Genomic DNA, 16,556 nt, shown 5'->3' with positions numbered 1-16,556 from the left:
AGACCGCCAAGGCAGGTGGTAGACCACCCTTCCAGTAACACCGCAGAACTGGCTCTGCCAGGCTGCTGGTGTTGCCCCCTGCAAGGGGGTTGGCGAAAAGCGCTTGCGCTGTAGCCTGGGGGTGTTCAACCCTTCACTGCGCCAGCGGCGATGCCGCGTACGAACCAACGACCGGAGATGAGATAGATGAACAGCGGCACCGACGAGGTGAGGATGGTGGCCGCCATGTTGACGTTGTACAGACGCTCGCCGGTGGTGGTGTTGATGATGTTGTTGAGCTGCACCGTCATGGGCAGGTTCTCACGTCCGGCAAACACCAGGCCCAGCAGGAAGTCGTTCCAGATGCCGGTGACCTGCATGATCACGGCCACGATGATGATGGGCGTGGACATGGGAATCATCAGCTGGAAGAAGATGCGCCAGAAGCCACCGCCATCGATGCGCGCGGCCTTCACCAGCTCTTCGGGCAGGCTTGCGTAGTAATTGCGGAACAGCAGCGTCATCACCGGCATGCCGAAGATGGTGTGCACCAGCACGATGGCGGGCAGGGTACTGAACAGGCCCATCATGGAGAGCCCACGCACCAGGGGGTACATGTGCACCTGGTAGGGAATGAACGCGCCCAGCAGCAAAATGCCAAAGAACACCCCGGCCCAGGGCCTGCGCCAGTAGGCCAGCGCATAGCCGTTCAGCGCGCCCACAAAGATCGACAAAATCGCGCTGGGGATGACGATCTTCAAAGAGTTCCAGAACCCCACCTGGATACCGGTGCATTCCAGCCCGGTGCAGGCGCTGGACCAGGCGATGCCCCAGGCCTCCAGCGTGGGCTTGCTGGGCAGGGCGAAGATCTGGCCCAGGCGGATCTCTTCCATGGGCTTGAGCGAGGTCACCACCATCACATACAGCGGCAGCAGAAAGAACACCGCGCTCATCAGCAAGAAGGCGTAGATGCCGATGCGGGCCGGGGTGAACCAGGATTTGGCAGGGCGCTGGTTGCGCACCTTGATAGGGGAGTTGGTCGTGCTCATGGTCAGTGGCCCTTTTTATTGTTTTTTTCCATGCGGTTCTTGGCGTACAGCCAGGGCAGCAGCAGGGCCAGCACGGTGAGCAGCAGCACCACGGATGCCGCAGAGGCCAGGCCGATGTTGGCGCGGTTGAACAGGTAGTCCATGATGAACTTGGCGGGCACCTCGCTGGCGATGCCGGGGCCGCCGCCGGTCATGGAGACCACCACGTCGAACACCTTGATTACGCCCAACGACAGCAGCACGGTGGCGGTGGCGATGCTGGGCGCAATCATGGGCACCACGATGCTCATGTAGACGCGCCACACCGGGATGCCGTCGATGCGCGCGGCCTTCCAGATTTCTTCGTCCACCCCGCGCAGGCCCGCCAGCAGCAAGGCCATGACCAGCCCTGCCGACTGCCATACGGCGGCCAGGGCGATGGCGTACATCACCTTGTCCTGGCTGATGATCCAGTCGAATTCAAAGTTCGGGAAGCCGAGCTGGCGTACCGCCTCCTGCAGGCCCAGGCCGGGGTTCAGCATCCACTGCCAGACCAGGCCGGTGGCCACAAAGCTCATGGCGTAGGGGTAGAGAAAGATGGTGCGAAAAATGCCTTCGCCGCGCACCTTCTGGTCGATGAACACGGCCAGAAAGAAGCCCAGCACCAGGCAGGCCACCACAAAGATCACGCCAAACAGCGCCATGTTGTGCAGCGACAGCCACCAGCGGTCGGTGCTGAACAGGCGCTCGTACTGGGTCAGGCCGACGAAGTTGGTGTTGGGGAAGGTTTTGGAGCTGGTCATCGACACCACGATGGACCACAGCACGGTGCCCAGGTAGCAAAGCAGCACGGTCACGGCCATGGGCATCAGGGCGAAGTTGACCGCCCAGTTCTGGCGCTTGCCGCGCCGGGGCGAGGGGGGAGAGTGTGTGGCCATCTAAGGTGTCCTTTGTGCGGTACGGGATACGGTGAGGGATGCGGTCAGGAATGCAGTGCAAAGCTGTGCCGACGTGGGTTTGCACGTCGGCACGGGTGCGGCTGGCGCGTCAGCGCCAGGCCGGCCCCTGCTTAGCCCTTGATGGCGTTCTGCAGGGCTTTGACGACATCGTCCACCGACTGGTTGGTGTTCCAGTACTTGGAGATGATGTCCTGCACGGCGCCGCCCACATCGGGGGCCAGCAGCATGTCGGGCACGGCGATCTGGCGGGTTTTGTCCTTCATGATGGCCAGGCCGGTCTGGGCGCACAGGTCCATCTGCGATGCGTCGACATCGGTACGGATGGGGATGGAACCCTTTTTGTTGTTGAAAGCCACCTGGGTGGTGGCCGAGGTCATCGAGGTGGCCAGCATCTGCTGGGCCTTGATGGCGTTGGCATCCTTGGTGCGGGGGAACACAAACACGTCACCGGCAATGATGTAGGGCGACTTGGGGCCAAAGCCGGGGAAGCAGCCAAAGTCCTTGCCTGCCACCTGCTTGGCGTTGTTGAATTCGCCCTTGGCCCAGTCGCCCATGATCTGTACGCCCGCCTTGCCGGTGATCAGCAACGAGGTGGTGTCGTTCCAGTTGCGGCCAGGAGAGCCTGCGTCGGTATAGCTTTTCAGGCGCTTGAAGTCGGTCAGCACCTTGCGGAAGGCGGGGGTGTTGATGACCGCCGGGTCGTGGCTTTTGAAGAACTTCATGTACAGGTCGGTACCGCCGACTTGGGCCACCCAGCTGTAGAAGGTGATGTATTCCTGCCAGCCCTGGCCACCCAGTGCCAGGGGCACCAGGCCAGCGGCCTTGAGTTTGTCCAGCGCGGCGAACAGCTCGTCGGCGGTCTTGGGTTCGCTGGTGATGCCGGCCTTGGCAAACGCGGGCTTGGAGTACCAGAACCAGCTGGGCATATGGATGTTGACCGGGGCGGCGTAGTAGTGGCCGTTGACCTTGATGCTGTTGACTACGGGCGCTGGCAGCATGGTGTCCCACTTTTCCTTGGCAGCCACGGCATCGATGTCGTTGAGCATGCCTTCCTTGATGATGTCCAGGTACTGCTGCGAGGTGTTGAACATGGCGGCGGTGGGTGGGTTGCCGCCGACGATGCGGTTGATGGCCGCAGCACGGGCGGCCTCGCCACCGGCCACGGCCGTATCGACCCACTGGCCGCCGGATTTGTTGAACGCGGCGGCCAGCTCTTGCACCGCTGCCGACTCGCCCCCCGAGGTCCACCAGTGCATGACTTCCGCCTTGGTTTGCGCCTGTGCGCCCGTGGTGGCCAAGATGGCCAGCGATGCAATGGCCAGGGCCACGGTGGTACGAACTTGTGCTTGCATGTTGTCTCCAGTTTTTATCGAAAGAGGGCTCACTGCCCAGGGGAAAGAAGGGCAGAACCGGCCTGTGTGCGCCGTTCCTGCCAGGGAAAACAAAGTTAGCGCGCGGGGCGTTCCTTGCGCTGTTTCAAGAAGGCCTGTACCGCCAGCGAACTGTGCTTGGGTGTGCGCACCTGGGTGGTGTAGTCCACATGGGTGATGCCGAAGCGGCGCTCGTAGCCGTAGGCCCATTCAAAGTTGTCCATCAGCGACCAGATGAAGTAGCCGCGCACGTCCACCCCGGCCATGATGGCGGTGTCCACGGCCATCAGGTGGCGCTCCAGAAAGCTGATGCGCTGGGTGTCTGCCACGCTGCCGTCGGCGGCTACGCTGTCGTCGTTGGCCATGCCGTTTTCAGTGATGTACACCGGGGGCATGTCGGGGTAGCGGGCGTTGAAGTCCACCAGCAGGTCGGTCAGGCCCTGGGGATACACCTCCCAGCCCATCTGCGTACGCTCTACCGCGTTGGTGTGGGGCGCTTCCTGGTAGCCGCCTTTGCCATCGGACTCGATCTCGGTACGGAAGTAGTAGTTGATGCCCAGGAAATCCATCTTGGTGGAGATGATCTCCATGTCACCTGCCAGCACCAGCGGCTCGCAGCCGGGCCACAGGCGGAACAGGTCTTGCGGGTAGGTGCCCAGCATCAGCGGGTCGAACACCCAGTGGTTTTGCTGCACATAGGCCAGGTAGGACGCGTCCTGGTCGGCGGCGCTGTCGGTACGCGGGCCAAACACACCGGTGTTGCAGACGATGCCGCGCATCGCTTTCGGGTCGTTGGCCTGGATTTTGGCCAGTGCCAAGCCGTGGCCCAGCAGCAGGTGGTGCAGGGCCTGCGTGGTCTGGCGCAGGTCGGTCACGCCGGGGGCATGGCGGCCAATGCCGTAGCCCAGGAAGGCGGAGCACCAGGGTTCGTTCAGCGTGGCCCATGCCGTTACTTTGCCCGCCAGCTCGCGGCTCATCAGGTCGGCGTATTCGGCAAAGGCGTAAGCGGTTTCGCGGTTGGCCCAGCCGCCCTTGTCTTGCCAGTGCTGGGGCAGGTCCCAGTGGTACAGGGTGACGTAGGTCTGGATGCCTTTGGCCTTGAGCGCGTCCAGCAGGTTCTTGTAAAAGCTGATGCCCTTGGCATTGGGGTTGCCCTTTTCGTCCATGACCCGTGGCCAGGCGATCGACAGGCGGTAGGCATCCACGCCCAGGCCGGCAATCAGGTCCACGTCGGCTTGCCAGCGGTGGTAGTGGTCGCAGGCCACGTCGCCGGTGTCGCCGTGCAGCACGCGGCCGGGCTCGTCGCAGTAGGTGTCCCAAATGGACTGCAAGCGGCCATCCTCGTCGGCAGCGCCTTCGATCTGGTAGGAGGCCGTGGCCACTCCCATCAGGAATTCAGGCCGGGCAATGATCGAGGTGGCGGGAATGTTCAGGGCGGGTACAGCAGGCATGGTGCTCCAGAAAAGGCTACAAAGTGGGTAAGTGCCGCGATGTTAGAGACGGTGGATGCACTAGTCTGTAGGGAAAGTTTGATACCCGTACTATGGGTATCCCTGAGTGCCTGTTCTGGCGCTGGGCGTTGCGGCACACTTGGTAACCAATTAGCCAGACCATGCACCACCAACCCCCCCAACTGAGTGACCGCCCGGACCCCGACGATCTGCCGGGTGTCTCCGCCATGCCCAAGCAAAAGCTGCATATGACCGACCGCCTGGGGGCCGACGGCCTGCCCGGCGTGCCCGGCTACAGCGAGCAAAAGCAGAAGAACGACCCCCGTTTCGGCCAGGGCGCGGTATGGCGCTGGCTGAGCGAGGCCGACCTGCTGGACCAGCGCGGCGAGGCCCAGGCCGAGTCGGTGCTGGTGTCCAACAGCCACCGCGTGTGGCAACTGCTGCGCGAGATGCCGGTGGGCCTGGTGCTGTACGACGCGGACTTCAACGTGGTCTACCAGAACCGCGCCAGCGAGCTGATGACCGGCTTTGGCGCCGACGAGGCCGTGGGGCGCTCGCCCATCGGCCTGTGGATCCTGCCCGACCAGGTGGCCAACCTGCAAAACACGTTGCGCCGCATGCGCACCGAACGCATCTCGCTGCACGGGCGCGGCGTGCAACTGCGCCGCGACGGCCACGTGGCCTGGGTGCAGTGGTACACCACGCCGCTGTTTGAGGGCGAGACCTTTATTGGCTACCTGGGCACCCACACCGACATCAGCGAAGAGCTGCGTGCCCACACCGCCGTGCGCGCCGCCAAGCAGCAGGTCGATCTGCTGGTGGACGCGGCGGTAGACATCGCCATGCTGCAGCTCTCGCCGCTGGGCCGGGCGCAAAGCTGGAACCGCAATGTGCAGGCCCTGTTTGGCCTGCCCGCGCTGGACGTGCTGGGCCAGGACATGGCCCAGGTGCTGGCCCTGCCGGAGCAATGGCCCGCGCTGCTGGCCGGGGCCGCAGGCGGCGCGCGCATGGAGTTTGAAGGCTGGCTGCCGCGCCAGCCCGGTGGCCGCTTCTGGGGCAACCTGCTGCTGTACCCCAAAGCCGACGAGAACAACGCCGTGGTGGCCGTGGTGCTGGTGGCCCGCGACCTGAGCGACCGCCGCCTGGCCGAGCAAAAAATCCGCGACAGCGAAGCCCTGCTGTCGGCCATCGTCTCCACCACCAGCGACGCGATTCTGGGCCTGGACGCGCAGCGCTGCGTGGTCTTCAGCAACCCCGCCGCGCAGCGCATCTTTGGCCGCAGCGCCGCGCAGTTGCTGGGCCTGCCGCTGGCCGACGTAATGCCCGATGTGGAGCTGCCCAGCCTGATCGGCGCGGTGCGCACCCTGTCGGCCCGGCACCCCGATGGGGCCACGCTGCACCTGGAGGCCTCGGCCAGCGAAACCCGCGTCAACGGCGAGGTGCTGTTCACCCTGACCGCCCGCGACGTGACCGAGCGGGTCGAATCCGAGCAGGCCCTGCTGCACTACCGCCAGCAGCTGTCGGCCCTGTCGCGCCAGCTCATGGAGGCCGAGCAGCAAACCAACCAGCGCCTGGCCCAGTTGCTGCACGACCAGCTCGGCCAGACGCTCACCACCCTGCGCATTTCGGTCGATGCCCTGCGCGCCCAGTTGCCGCCCCCTGCCACGCCCGCCATCGACAAGGGCTGGACGCGGGTCTCCGGCATGATCGACCGCGGCATGCGCGAGGTGCGCCAGGTGCTGGTCGAGCTGCGCCCGCCGCTCTTGCAAGAGCAGGGACTGGGCGTGGCGCTGGACAACGAAATCCAGGCCGAGGCCGCCAACCACAGCGCCGTGGCCCTGCGCCTGCACATTCCCCCCGCCATGGCCGATCGCCGCTGGAACCCCGAGGTCGAATACGCCGTCTTCATGGTGGCCCGCGAAGCCATTGGCAACGCCCTGTGCCACGCCCGCTGCCACAGCCTCACCGTGGGCATCGAACCCCTGGGCACGCTGGGCCTGCGCCTGCTGGTGCAAGACGACGGCATCGGCCTGGGCCCCATCGGCCAGGCCCTGAAACCCGGCCACCTGGGCCTGGTGGGCATGCGCGAACGCTCCCAGGCCATCGGTGCCCACCTGAGCGCCCGTACCGCCGACAACGAGCGCGGTACCGTCATCGAACTGAGCTATTCCCCATGACCGATTCTGTGTACCTGGTCGACGACCACGCCATCCTGCGCGAAGGCCTGCGGGCGCTGCTGGAGCCATCTGGCTTTAACGTGGTGGGCGAAAGCGGCGACCTGCCCACCGCCTTGCACGACATCGTGCGCGCCCCGCCGGATTGCGTGCTGCTCGATTTGTCGCTGGGCGAGCGCTCGGGCCACGAGCTGCTGGCCGAGCTGCAGCGCCGCAAAATCCCCAGCCGCGTAGTCGTGCTGAGCATGATGGCCCAGCCCCGCCAAGTGATGGATGCCGTGCGCATGGGGGCCATGGGCTACGTGCTCAAGGGCGCGTCGGGTTCCGAGGTGATCAACGCCCTGCGCCAGGCCTGCTGCGGCCAGCACTACTGGAGCCCCGCCATCGAGCGCGTCGCCCAGGAAGCCCTGCTGCCCGCCGACCCCGGCACCGCGCCCGAGCCCCTGCACACCCTGTCGCAGCGCGAGCGCCAGGTACTCAACCTGGTGGTGCGCGGCCAGCCCAGCAGCAGCATCGCCCACACCCTGAGCCTGTCCGCCAAAACGGTGGAAACCTACCGCTCCCGGGTGATGGCCAAGCTGGGCGTGAGCGACATCACCGGGCTGGTGCGGCTGGCGGTGAAGGAGGGGTTGCTGGATGGGGAGTGAGTTTCAGGTTTTTTGGGGTATTTTTGTAGGGTTGAATCGGCAGCCTGCGCTCATGGAATGGGCGTGACGTGCTCCTGTTTTTAACTATCAAAAGTAGAGCAATCTGTAGGGCTGCACCAGCTGTAGCCAATGGGGTCGGATCATCCGCGCGCTCCAAAAGCTGGATGCCGCCCAGGCCGTATCTCGCGCGTGTGCTCCGACCCCTCTGGCGGGTTGGCGTTCCAACGATCCCCGGCCGGGTAGTGCGCCCGGCAGCGCAGTCACTTGTTCTTTTGCGCAAAAGAAAAGTAACCCAAAGAAAGGCGCCCCAACTGTCTGCGCCCTGCGCTGGCGCTACGGGAACCTGCGGTGCGCGCTTTGGGCGGGGTCTGGCTAAACTCGCCTGCGGCTCAGACAGACGCCAGCCCTGATCCGCCCAAAGCTGTGCTCCTCGGCGCACACAGATGGGGACCCCGGGGAGCGGGATCGGCCCGGCGGTGCCGGGCATCGCGCCGGTCGCGAACTGGGGTGTCCAGTGCGTGGGGGGCTATTTCGCCCACCTTTCACACCAGCGGATTCACCGTTTTCAACGCCTTGAACCGCCCAAAATCCCGGTCCGCACTCCACAGCACCGATACGCCGTTTTCGATGCAAATGGCGGCAATGCGCGCGTCGTGGAACTGGCCGCCTTGCAGCTTGGCCTTGCGGGCCAGCTCGGCAAGGATGGGCCAGTGCTGTGCACCGCTGTGCAACACCTGGGCCTGGGGCGATTCCAGCCAGGCATCGACCTGCGCCAAGGCCTGCTCGTAGCTGCTGGCGGGGTTGAAAATCTTGGGGTTGGTGGCGATGGACAAAAACTCGTGCAGGCAAGCCACCGGAATACCCCATGGCTGGCTACCCTCGGCCAAAGCTTGCAGGCAGACGTAGGCCGGGGCGTGGAAGGGCGACTCCGCCCGGTGCGCGTACACCAGGACGTTGGTATCGACGGCAATCATGCCTGGGGTTTGGCAATGCGTTGCCGCACGTGCTCTTCTTCCATCTGGTGCCATTGCCGGGGGTCTGTCACGTGCATGGCTTGTCCACGCACCCGTGCATCCCGGAGCTTGAATGCCGGTGGGGCCTTGGTTTGGGAGTCGGCCAGAACCCGGCGCAAGCCGTCTTCTACCAGGGCGCGCAGCGTGGTGTGGCGGGTGCTGGCGAGTGCTTTGGCAGAGCTGAAAAGTGCGTCCGACAATTCGATGGTGGTTTTCATATGGGCACCCATATTATGAAGTATGGGTATATTTTAACTTTCTTGGGGTTGGATGTTGGTGTTGAATCTGCGATAGGATTTTTTGCCATTTTTTAAGCGATAAATCGGCAGCCTGCGCTGATGGAATGGGCGTGACGTGCTCCTGTTTTTAACTATCAAAAGAGAAGCAATCTGTGGGACTGCACGGGGGGTAGCCAATGGGGGGCGGATCATCCACGCGCGCCGAAAAATGGAGGCCAACCCTCCCGCCCAGTCGCGTGCGTGCTCCGACCCCTATTGGCGGGTTGGCGTTTACGTTTTCTGGGTGTCTGCCAGCATCCTCGGCCGGGTGATGCGCCCGGCGGCGCAGTAACTTTTTCTTTTGCGCAAAAGAAAAGTCACCAAAAGAAAGGCGCCCCAACTGTCTGCGCCCTGCGCTGGCGCTACGGGAACCTGCGGTGCGCGCTTTGGGCGGGGTCTGGCTAAACTCGCCTGCGGCTCAGACAACGCCAGCCCTTTTCCGCCCAAAGCTGTGCTCCTCGGCGCATACAGATGGGTATCCCGGGGAGCGGGATCGGCCCGGCGGTGCCGGGCATCGCGCCGGTCGCGAGCTGAGTGTGGCGGTTAGCTTGGGCTGGTTTAGATGCAAAATCGGCCTCTAGCGCTTATCAAATAAGCGCAAGCAGCTATCTAAAAAATAGCACCCATCACCCCTGCAACGCCCGCCATTCCTCCTGCAGCCAAGCCGCGCAGGCGATGTTGTTGTCCATGATCGAATAGCGGCCACCACCGCCGTAGTCGGCAAACGGGATGAACTCGCAGCTGATGCGCTGGGGGGTGTTGGCGGGGTGGGCGTGCATGGCGGCGAGCAGTTCGCGCACGGCTTGCTTCCAGGGCTCCAGTTTTTGCGCGTCCCAGGGGCTGTGGAACGTGCCTGCAGGGGGCGCGATAAAGGGGTACTGGATGGCGCGGCCGGGCTGGCCGGGTTGGCGGTCCATGGCTGGGTTGTGGGGGATGCCGGGGGCGACGCTGCGGGTGTGGGCGTGGGCGACCCAGCCCTCGGCCAGCCACTGGCGGTAGAAGGCGGGCAAGACTTCGCGGCTGCCACCATCGGGCAGGCCGCTCAGGGCCAGTTCTTCGGGGTGGTCCATCTTGAACACCAGGTGCGAGTGGTCCAGGGTGATGCGCAGGGGCACGTGGCGGCGCGCCAGCAGCTCGGCTACGCGCTCCACGCGGGCGAACTGTTCGCTCCACATGTCCACGTGCACTTCCAGGCTGGGCAGGCAGCCCACCGGCGCGCCCACCTGCATGGCATCCAGGAAGAAGTCGGCCACTTCCTGGTCGGTGATGGCGGCACCGTCGGCGCGCCGGGCAAAGAGCTGCATGTTGAACACTTTGGCACCGAGCTGGCCGCCGGTGGCCACGCACCAGCGCATGCGTTCTTCATCGCGCCCGGCGCAGAAGATGCCGCCGAACACGCCGATCGGCACGCCGTATTCCTGCACCAGGTCGGGGTAGGGTGCGAAGTCTTCTGCCGGGTTGTGGTTCTTCTCGATGTAGGCAAACGCACCGCTGTCGCGCACCCATTTAAACCGGGTGGCGGCATCGGGCGTGGGCAGGCCGTCGTGGTGGAGCACGCCGTCGAGGTTGATGCCGATGGGCAATGTAGGCAGGTTGGCAGTGGTGTTCATGTCCAGGACTTTAGTTTCTATTTCATTATAAAATAGAAAATAATTTCCTGTGGTGAAACTTAAGCTTTGGCAATCACCGGCATCGCCACAGCGCGGCGGCTGGCCGCCACGTACACCACGGCCCCGGCCACCGAGCCGATCAGCCAGCCCCAGTCGCCCACATTGAACATCAGCCCGAACGCGCCCGCCAGCGCCAGCCCGATGGACAGCGTGCCCGACACCGCCAGCGCCAGCAGCGCCTTGCGGTTCCAGCCACCGTCAAAGTACAGCGCGCCTTTGGGCGACAGGGTGTAGAGGTCTTCCAGGTGGATGCGTTGGCCTTTGATGAGGTAGTAGTCGGCCACCATGATGCCGAACATCGGGCCCAGCACCGCGCCAAAGATGCTGACAAACAGCGTGATGGCGTGCGCGCTGGACACAAACAACCAGGGGCACACCAGCACCGACAAAATGGAGGTGATCAGCCCGCCCATCTTGAAGTTGATTTTTTGCGGTGCCAGGTTGGCGATGTCGTAGGCGGGCGAAACAAAGTTGGCCACGATGTTGATGCCCATGGTGGCCACGATGAAGGTGATGGAGCCCACGATGGAGGCAATCGGGTTGTTGATCTTTTCCACGATCAGCACCGGGTCCATGATGACCTCGCCAAACACCTTGAGTGAGCCGCCGGTGACGATCACCGTGATCACCGCAAACACGATGAAGTTGACCGGCAGACCCCAGAAGTTGCCCTTTTTCATGGCCGCCTCGTCCTTGGCAAAGCGCGAGAAATCGCCAAAATTGAGCAGCAGGGCGGCAAAATAGGCCACGATGAGCATGGCAGCATTGGCCATCAGGCCCAGCGACTCCAGCCCGGTGAATTGCTTGTCCGACAGCTGCATCGAGAAGCTCGACATGCCGGTCTGCGAGATCATCCAGCCCGCCAGAATGAACATCACCAGGTACACCACGGGGCCACAAAAGTCGATGAACTTGCGGATGGTTTCCATGCCCGACAAAAAGATCACCAGCTGGAAGAACCACATGAACAAAAAGCTGGCCCAGCCCAGGGTGGATAGGCCCAGCACGCTGTTGTGCGTAAGGTCGGCTGCCGACGGCATGAGCGTGACCACCAGAACCTGCACCGCCTTGGACGCAAAGTAGGTTTGCACCCCGTACCAGACGATGCCCACGATACCGCGCACGATGGCCGCCAGGTTGGCACCCATCACCCCAAACGCCATGCGCGCCACCACCGGAAACGGAATGCCGTACTTCAGCGATGGCCGCCCGATCAGGTTCATCAGGTGGTAGACGATGGTGATGCCCACCACCATGGCCGCCAGCACCTGCCAGCCCGCCAGCCCCAAAAAGAACAGGCTGGCCGCAAAGGTGTAGCCGCCCACCGAATGCACGTCCGACATCCACATGGCAAACAGGCTGAAGGTCCCCCAGGTGCGGCCCTCGGGCGCGGTGGGGGCCAGGTCGTGGCTATAGAGCTGCGGGTGGGCACCGGTAACGGCGAGCACCGGGACTTCAGAGGATGTGCTTGACATAGTGATCCTTGTGAAATAAGTCACGAACAGACCACCAGTTTTGCAAAAACCATGCCATTGAGGGTGGTTTTTGCCTTGCCGTATTGCAACGGATTGCAAGCTTCGTAAGCGCTCAACCCTTTAGCAAGCCCTTGAGCTTGGTGGCCGGGTCGGCCAATACCTCGGCGCTGGCGCTGATGCGTTTTTCCACCAGGGTGCGGGCCAGCTTCAGCTCTTTGGCCACGCGGCTGGTTTCGCCCCAGCCGCAGGCACCGACCAGGCGGCTGTCGGCATCCAGGTAAAAAATCACCATGCCGCCTGCGTCGTCCAGCGTGCGGGTGGCGCTGCTGGCGGCCAGCGCGGGCTCGCCCATCACCTGCAACTGGTGGTCGTACTGGTCGGACCAGAACCAGGGTAGCGACGTGTAGCTGGCCAACTCACCTTGCAGCATGTTCTGCGCGGCAATGGCGGCCTGGGTTTCGGCGTTGTGCCAGGTTTCCTGCCGCACCAGCTGTCCCGACAGCACGCTGGGGAATTCGGCGACATCGCCCGCCGCAAAAATGCCCGGCAGGCTGCTCTGCAAATGCGCGTTGACCAGCACGCCGCGGCCCACCGCCAGGCCGGCGGCCTGCGGCAGAGCCAGGTCGGGTTCGATGCCGATGCCGGCCAGGATGGTGTCGGCCTCTATGCTGCTGCCGTCGGCCAAGTCCATGCGCACGCCGTTGGCGGTACGGGTAATGCTTTGCGGGCTGACACCCAGCAGCACGCGCACGCCGCGGGCCCGGTGCAGGGCCAGGGCGCGCTCGGCTATCGGCTCGGGCACGGCGCGGCCCATCAGGCGCGGCGCGCCCTCGACCACGGTGACCTCGCAGCCCAGCTTGCGGGCCGAGGCCGCCACTTCCAGGCCGATGAAGCCGCCGCCCACCACCAGCAGGCGCTGGCCCGGGCTGAGGCGCTGGGCCAGCACGGCCGCATCACCCAAATTGCGCAGCGTCATCACCTCGGGCAGATCGCCGCCGGGAATGCGCAGCGTGCGCACCTTGCCGCCGGTGGCCAGCAGCAGCGACTGGTAGGCCAGGGTTTGGCCGTCGGACAGGGTGAGGCTGCGGGCCGTTGCATTGATGGATGTCACGCGGGCGACATGGCGGGTGATGCGTGCTTCCAGCATATCGGCATCCGACAGCAAGGCGCAGGCCTCGGCGGTTTTGTCGCCGGTGAGCAGGTCTTTGGACAGGGGCGGGCGCTCGTAGGGGTGGTGCGGCTCGTCGCCCACCAAATGGATGCTGCCTTGCCAGCCCGCGGTGCGCAGTGCCAGCGCCGCGCGGCCACCACAATGGCCCGCGCCCACGATGACCATGGCAGCAGGGGACGTACTATCGGGGGTTTGCATGGGTGGTTACCGCTTGAAAATAGAAAATAATTATACGAACGCTATCCAAAAAATAACCTAGTATTTCTATTTAGTTTTTGCAATAGAAAATTTTTTACACGAAAGAATCCATGGCCGTTGACAAGGTCCAGCAGCTCAGCGTTGACCAGCTGATCAAGCGCATTACCGGCGAGTACGAGTCCTTGAGCAAACAGCTCAAGGTGATTGCCCGCCACGTCGAGCTCAACCGCCACCACATCGGGCTGGACGGCATCCAGCAGGTGGCCTCGCAGTGCAGCGTGCAGCCCTCGGCGGTGGTGCGCTTTGCCAAGCACTTCGGCTTCTCGGGTTTTTCGGAAATGCAGGCCATCTTCCGCGAAGGCCTGTCGCGCCAGCTGGCCCCGGCGCGCAACTACAAAACCCGCATCCGCGACGTGATCGAGTCGGGCGCGGGCAGCCTGTCCAGCGTGGAGATTGCCAACGAGTTTTTATCGGGCAGCATCGCCGGGATGCAAGAGCTGCAAAACAGCCTGCACGGCCCCACCTTCAAGAAAGCCGTAGACCTGCTGGCCGAGGCCGACAGCATCTGGATCGCCGCCTCGCGCCGCTCGTTCCCCATCGCCGTGTACCTGGATTACGCCCTGCAGCACACCGACAAGCGCGTCGGCCTGGTGTCGGGCATGGGCAGCATGCACCTGGGGCAGATGCGCTCGGTGCGCAAGGGCGACGTGATGGTGGCCATCTCGTTCCTGCCCTACGCCGACGAGACTATTGCCGTGGCCAAGATGGCCGTGGAGCGCGGTGCCCGCCTGATCGCCATCACCGACAGCCGCATGAGCCCCCTGGCCAAGCTGGCCCAGGTAACCCTGGTGGTGCAAGACAACTCCACCTTCGGCTTTCGGTCACTCAACAGCACCATGGGCCTGGCGCAAAGCCTGTTCATCGCCCTGGCCTATATGCTGGAGTTGCCGTACCAGACGACTACGCCGCAGGGTACGCCTTCTTAAGCTTGAAGCCGGGCAAAGTGCTTTGGTGGGCGAATCTCCAAAATCTTCCAATGACCCGGCACTTCCCCCAACCATTCCACGCCGCTGTCTTTGTAAGCCGGGTAGCGCGGGAAGCTCATGGGTTTAGCAGGGCCAGATCCAGCCCCTGCGGCACGAAGTTTTTGAAGTCCCGGTCCAGCGTGACCAGGCGCAGCCCGCCCGCAATGGCAAAGGCGGCCAGGTAGGCATCCATCCAGACTTTGGGCGACGCGCTGTCCAGTGCGGCCAGGGTACGCCATTGCGCGCCCGCGCCCGGTGGCTCGTCGCGCCATGCCACCTGCGGCAGGGCCTGCAGGGCATCCAAGGTCATCAGTGCTCCCCGGTTGGTAAGAGGGGGTTCTCCGTATGCTTTGGCAATGCCTGCAGTGGACATCAAGCGCAAGGCGCTTTGCTGGATGGCACGGCATAACACCGCCGGTTGATGGGGTGAGGCTTGCTGCAATGCCTGCCGCGCGATGCTGTGCATTGGGTGCTGCGCAAAGATGGCGGCCAGCCAGACGCTGGTGTCAAACAGAGATGCCGGCACGTTGCATGTCCTCGCTGGTGAGGGCATCTTGTTCGAGTTGCAACAATTCCTCCAGGCTCATCTGCGCCGCGGGCGCGTTGGCATTGCCTCGAAAGAGGGGTATGCCGTCTGCACCCCGTTCAAATGGCGCGTCCTGCGGTGGTGTGCTCGCTGACCGCGGTGCGGCCATGCCCAGCCCCTGGCGCAAAAAATCAGCGGCCAAGTCGCGCAGGGTGCGGCCTTGCATCACGGCACGAAGCTTCATTTCGCGTACCAGTTCGTCGGGTAGATCGAGGGTGGTTTTCATGCGAGCAAGCTTACCAGCTCGGCGGTAAGCTGTAAAGCTGGGTTGCTTGCCACTATGTCGTCAGCTTCCTGATCATGGCCACGCGGGGAGCTTAGTGAGAATTTATAAGAAATCGGCCTCTAGCGCCCATTCCATAAGCGCAAGAAGCTATTTATTCTGTAGCGACCCACTCCCCGGCAAGTACGGTTGGCTGGGCAGGTTCTCAGCGCAGAACAGGCGGAACTCGTTGGGGCCGGCCACGGGTTTCTGGGCCAGCCATTTGTTTTGGAACAGCAGGTGCTGCATGCCCGACAGCACCTGGCCATCCGGGTCCTGGTCGATCACCAGGTCCATCGCGCCCTGCTGCAGCCAGCGGCGGTGCTCGTCGCTCAATTCGTGCCCAATCCACACTACTTTGCCCGCCAGACCATGGCGCTGCAGGGCCTGGTGGATGCCTGCCGAGCCCGCACCGCTGTGGTAGATGCCCGCCAGCGGGCCTTGTTGGCAAGCGGCATCCACGGCCTGGAAAACCTGGTCGGGGTCGTCGAAGCACGGGATGGCGGAGGTGCAGGTGAACTGGCCAAACTTCTCCTGCACCACGTCCAGAAACCCGGCGGTGCGGTCGCGGTGGGCGCGGAAGTGCAGGTCGTTGGTCAGCAGCAGCAGCCGTCCGCCTGGCCGGGCCAGTCGCCCCATGAAATGCCCGGCAGTGCGGCCTGCGTGCAGGTTGTCGATGCCTGCGTAATGCAACCGGGATACGTCGCTGATGTCGCTCATCAACGTGACCACAGGCACGCCCTGCTGGCTCACCTGTTGCACGGCGGCGCGCAGTACAGGGGTGTCGTGCACGGCCAGCAGCAGGCCGTGGCGGGGGTGCGGGGGCTGGCGGATGAACTGCGCGGTGCGCTCATCGTCACCGGGCGCGAAGGTGTGGCGGTGCACCACGATGCGCCGGTCCAGCAGGGGCATGAAGCGTTCCAGGGCCAGCTCCATGCGCCGAAAAAATGGGGTCTGGCTGCGCGCAAACACGACATCCAGCCGGGTCAGGCCCCGGTGCACTTCGGGCATCAGGCGTGGCACGGCGAGTTGCTGCGCCGCGCGGACCACCTTTTCACGGGTGGCGGTGGAGACGCTGCCCCGGTCGTTCAGCACCCGGTTGACGGTGGCCGGGCTGACCTGGGCCAGCGCGGCAATGTCGATGAAGCGGGCGCTGGATTTTCTACGGGGCGGGGGCAGTTCTGGCGTTTCGGGCATGCCTTGACTGTAGAGGCAATGGAGCAGCCCGGCTTTTCTCCCTCCCCCTGTGGGGGAGGGCCGGGGTGGGTAG

At 64.0% G+C, this 16,556-nt stretch carries 15 protein-coding genes; 3 read left to right on the top strand and 12 right to left on the bottom strand.

Translation table 11 applies throughout. From position 1 onward, the window contains the following. Nucleotides 1-125 precede the first annotated feature (125 nt). From AC097O_RS06370 to AC097O_RS06355, 4 genes are all read right to left on the bottom strand, one after another. Nucleotides 126-1,028, bottom strand: coding sequence for a carbohydrate ABC transporter permease (locus tag AC097O_RS06370; RefSeq protein WP_479591998.1), 903 nt, complete (start codon nucleotides 1,026-1,028; stop codon nucleotides 126-128). A gap of 2 nt (nucleotides 1,029-1,030) precedes the next feature. Beyond that, entirely contained in the window at nucleotides 1,031-1,945 is a 915-nt protein-coding gene (locus AC097O_RS06365) for an ABC transporter permease subunit (RefSeq protein WP_315187034.1), read from the bottom strand. A gap of 131 nt (nucleotides 1,946-2,076) precedes the next feature. Next, nucleotides 2,077-3,318, bottom strand: coding sequence for an ABC transporter substrate-binding protein (locus AC097O_RS06360; RefSeq protein WP_479591997.1), 1,242 nt, complete (start codon nucleotides 3,316-3,318; stop codon nucleotides 2,077-2,079). Nucleotides 3,319-3,413: 95 nt separating this feature from the next. Further along, nucleotides 3,414-4,787 carry a GH1 family beta-glucosidase gene (locus AC097O_RS06355; RefSeq protein WP_479591996.1) on the bottom strand — a complete coding sequence of 458 codons (1,374 nt, stop codon included), beginning with the start codon at nucleotides 4,785-4,787 and terminating at the stop codon, nucleotides 3,414-3,416. 161 nt (nucleotides 4,788-4,948) lie between these two features. Between AC097O_RS06355 and AC097O_RS06350 the strand changes: the two genes are divergently transcribed. Both AC097O_RS06350 and AC097O_RS06345 read left to right on the top strand, forming a co-directional pair. Next, nucleotides 4,949-6,964 (top strand): sensor histidine kinase, encoded by a 2,016-nt coding sequence (locus AC097O_RS06350; protein WP_479591995.1) that lies wholly within the window; start codon nucleotides 4,949-4,951, stop codon nucleotides 6,962-6,964. After that, nucleotides 6,961-7,608 (top strand): response regulator, encoded by a 648-nt coding sequence (locus AC097O_RS06345; protein ID WP_479591994.1) that lies wholly within the window; start codon nucleotides 6,961-6,963, stop codon nucleotides 7,606-7,608. Before AC097O_RS06350 ends, AC097O_RS06345 begins: the two co-directional genes overlap by 4 nt. A 542-nt stretch (nucleotides 7,609-8,150) precedes the next feature. Here AC097O_RS06345 and AC097O_RS06340 read toward each other — a convergent pair. From AC097O_RS06340 to AC097O_RS06320, 5 genes are all read right to left on the bottom strand, one after another. Further along, the gene (locus tag AC097O_RS06340) at nucleotides 8,151-8,582 is read right to left on the bottom strand and encodes a type II toxin-antitoxin system VapC family toxin (RefSeq protein ID WP_479591993.1); all 432 of its coding nucleotides are present in this window, start codon (nucleotides 8,580-8,582) and stop codon (nucleotides 8,151-8,153) included. Continuing rightward, nucleotides 8,579-8,839, bottom strand: coding sequence for a type II toxin-antitoxin system VapB family antitoxin (locus AC097O_RS06335; RefSeq protein WP_479591992.1), 261 nt, complete (start codon nucleotides 8,837-8,839; stop codon nucleotides 8,579-8,581). The genes AC097O_RS06340 and AC097O_RS06335 overlap by 4 nt, the downstream gene beginning before the upstream one ends. 686 nt (nucleotides 8,840-9,525) lie before the next feature. Beyond that, a complete protein-coding gene (locus AC097O_RS06330) occupies nucleotides 9,526-10,509 on the bottom strand; it encodes a xylose isomerase (RefSeq protein WP_479591991.1) in 984 nt (327 codons plus the stop codon). A 59-nt stretch (nucleotides 10,510-10,568) separates the two neighbouring features. Then, on the bottom strand, nucleotides 10,569-12,044 hold the full coding sequence (locus tag AC097O_RS06325; protein WP_479591990.1) for an NCS1 family nucleobase:cation symporter-1: 1,476 nt from the start codon (nucleotides 12,042-12,044) through the stop codon (nucleotides 10,569-10,571). Between the two features lie 112 nt (nucleotides 12,045-12,156). Continuing rightward, nucleotides 12,157-13,413 (bottom strand): NAD(P)/FAD-dependent oxidoreductase, encoded by a 1,257-nt coding sequence (locus AC097O_RS06320; protein WP_479591989.1) that lies wholly within the window; start codon nucleotides 13,411-13,413, stop codon nucleotides 12,157-12,159. Nucleotides 13,414-13,523: 110 nt separating this feature from the next. On the opposite strand from AC097O_RS06320, the gene AC097O_RS06315 reads away from it, so the two are divergent. Then, entirely contained in the window at nucleotides 13,524-14,399 is an 876-nt protein-coding gene (locus tag AC097O_RS06315) for a MurR/RpiR family transcriptional regulator (protein WP_479591988.1), read from the top strand. A gap of 115 nt (nucleotides 14,400-14,514) precedes the next feature. Here the strand turns inward: AC097O_RS06315 and AC097O_RS06310 are convergent, their stop codons facing one another. The 3 genes from AC097O_RS06310 to AC097O_RS06300 all read right to left on the bottom strand — a co-directional run bounded on the left by AC097O_RS06310 (nucleotide 14,515) and on the right by AC097O_RS06300 (nucleotide 16,483). Then, entirely contained in the window at nucleotides 14,515-14,964 is a 450-nt protein-coding gene (locus AC097O_RS06310; RefSeq protein ID WP_479591987.1) for a TA system VapC family ribonuclease toxin, read from the bottom strand. Then, nucleotides 14,945-15,250 carry a hypothetical protein gene (locus tag AC097O_RS06305; RefSeq protein WP_479591986.1) on the bottom strand — a complete coding sequence of 102 codons (306 nt, stop codon included), beginning with the start codon at nucleotides 15,248-15,250 and terminating at the stop codon, nucleotides 14,945-14,947. The genes AC097O_RS06310 and AC097O_RS06305 overlap by 20 nt, the downstream gene beginning before the upstream one ends. Before the next feature lie 147 nt (nucleotides 15,251-15,397). After that, complete coding sequence (locus tag AC097O_RS06300) at nucleotides 15,398-16,483, bottom strand: LacI family DNA-binding transcriptional regulator (RefSeq protein ID WP_479591985.1); 1,086 nt, start codon at nucleotides 16,481-16,483, stop codon at nucleotides 15,398-15,400. Nucleotides 16,484-16,556: the final 73 nt, after the last annotated feature.

It is taken from the genome of Rhodoferax sp. LS1P39 (assembly GCF_056521425.1).
This window is presented reverse-complemented; position numbering and strand designations above follow the sequence as displayed.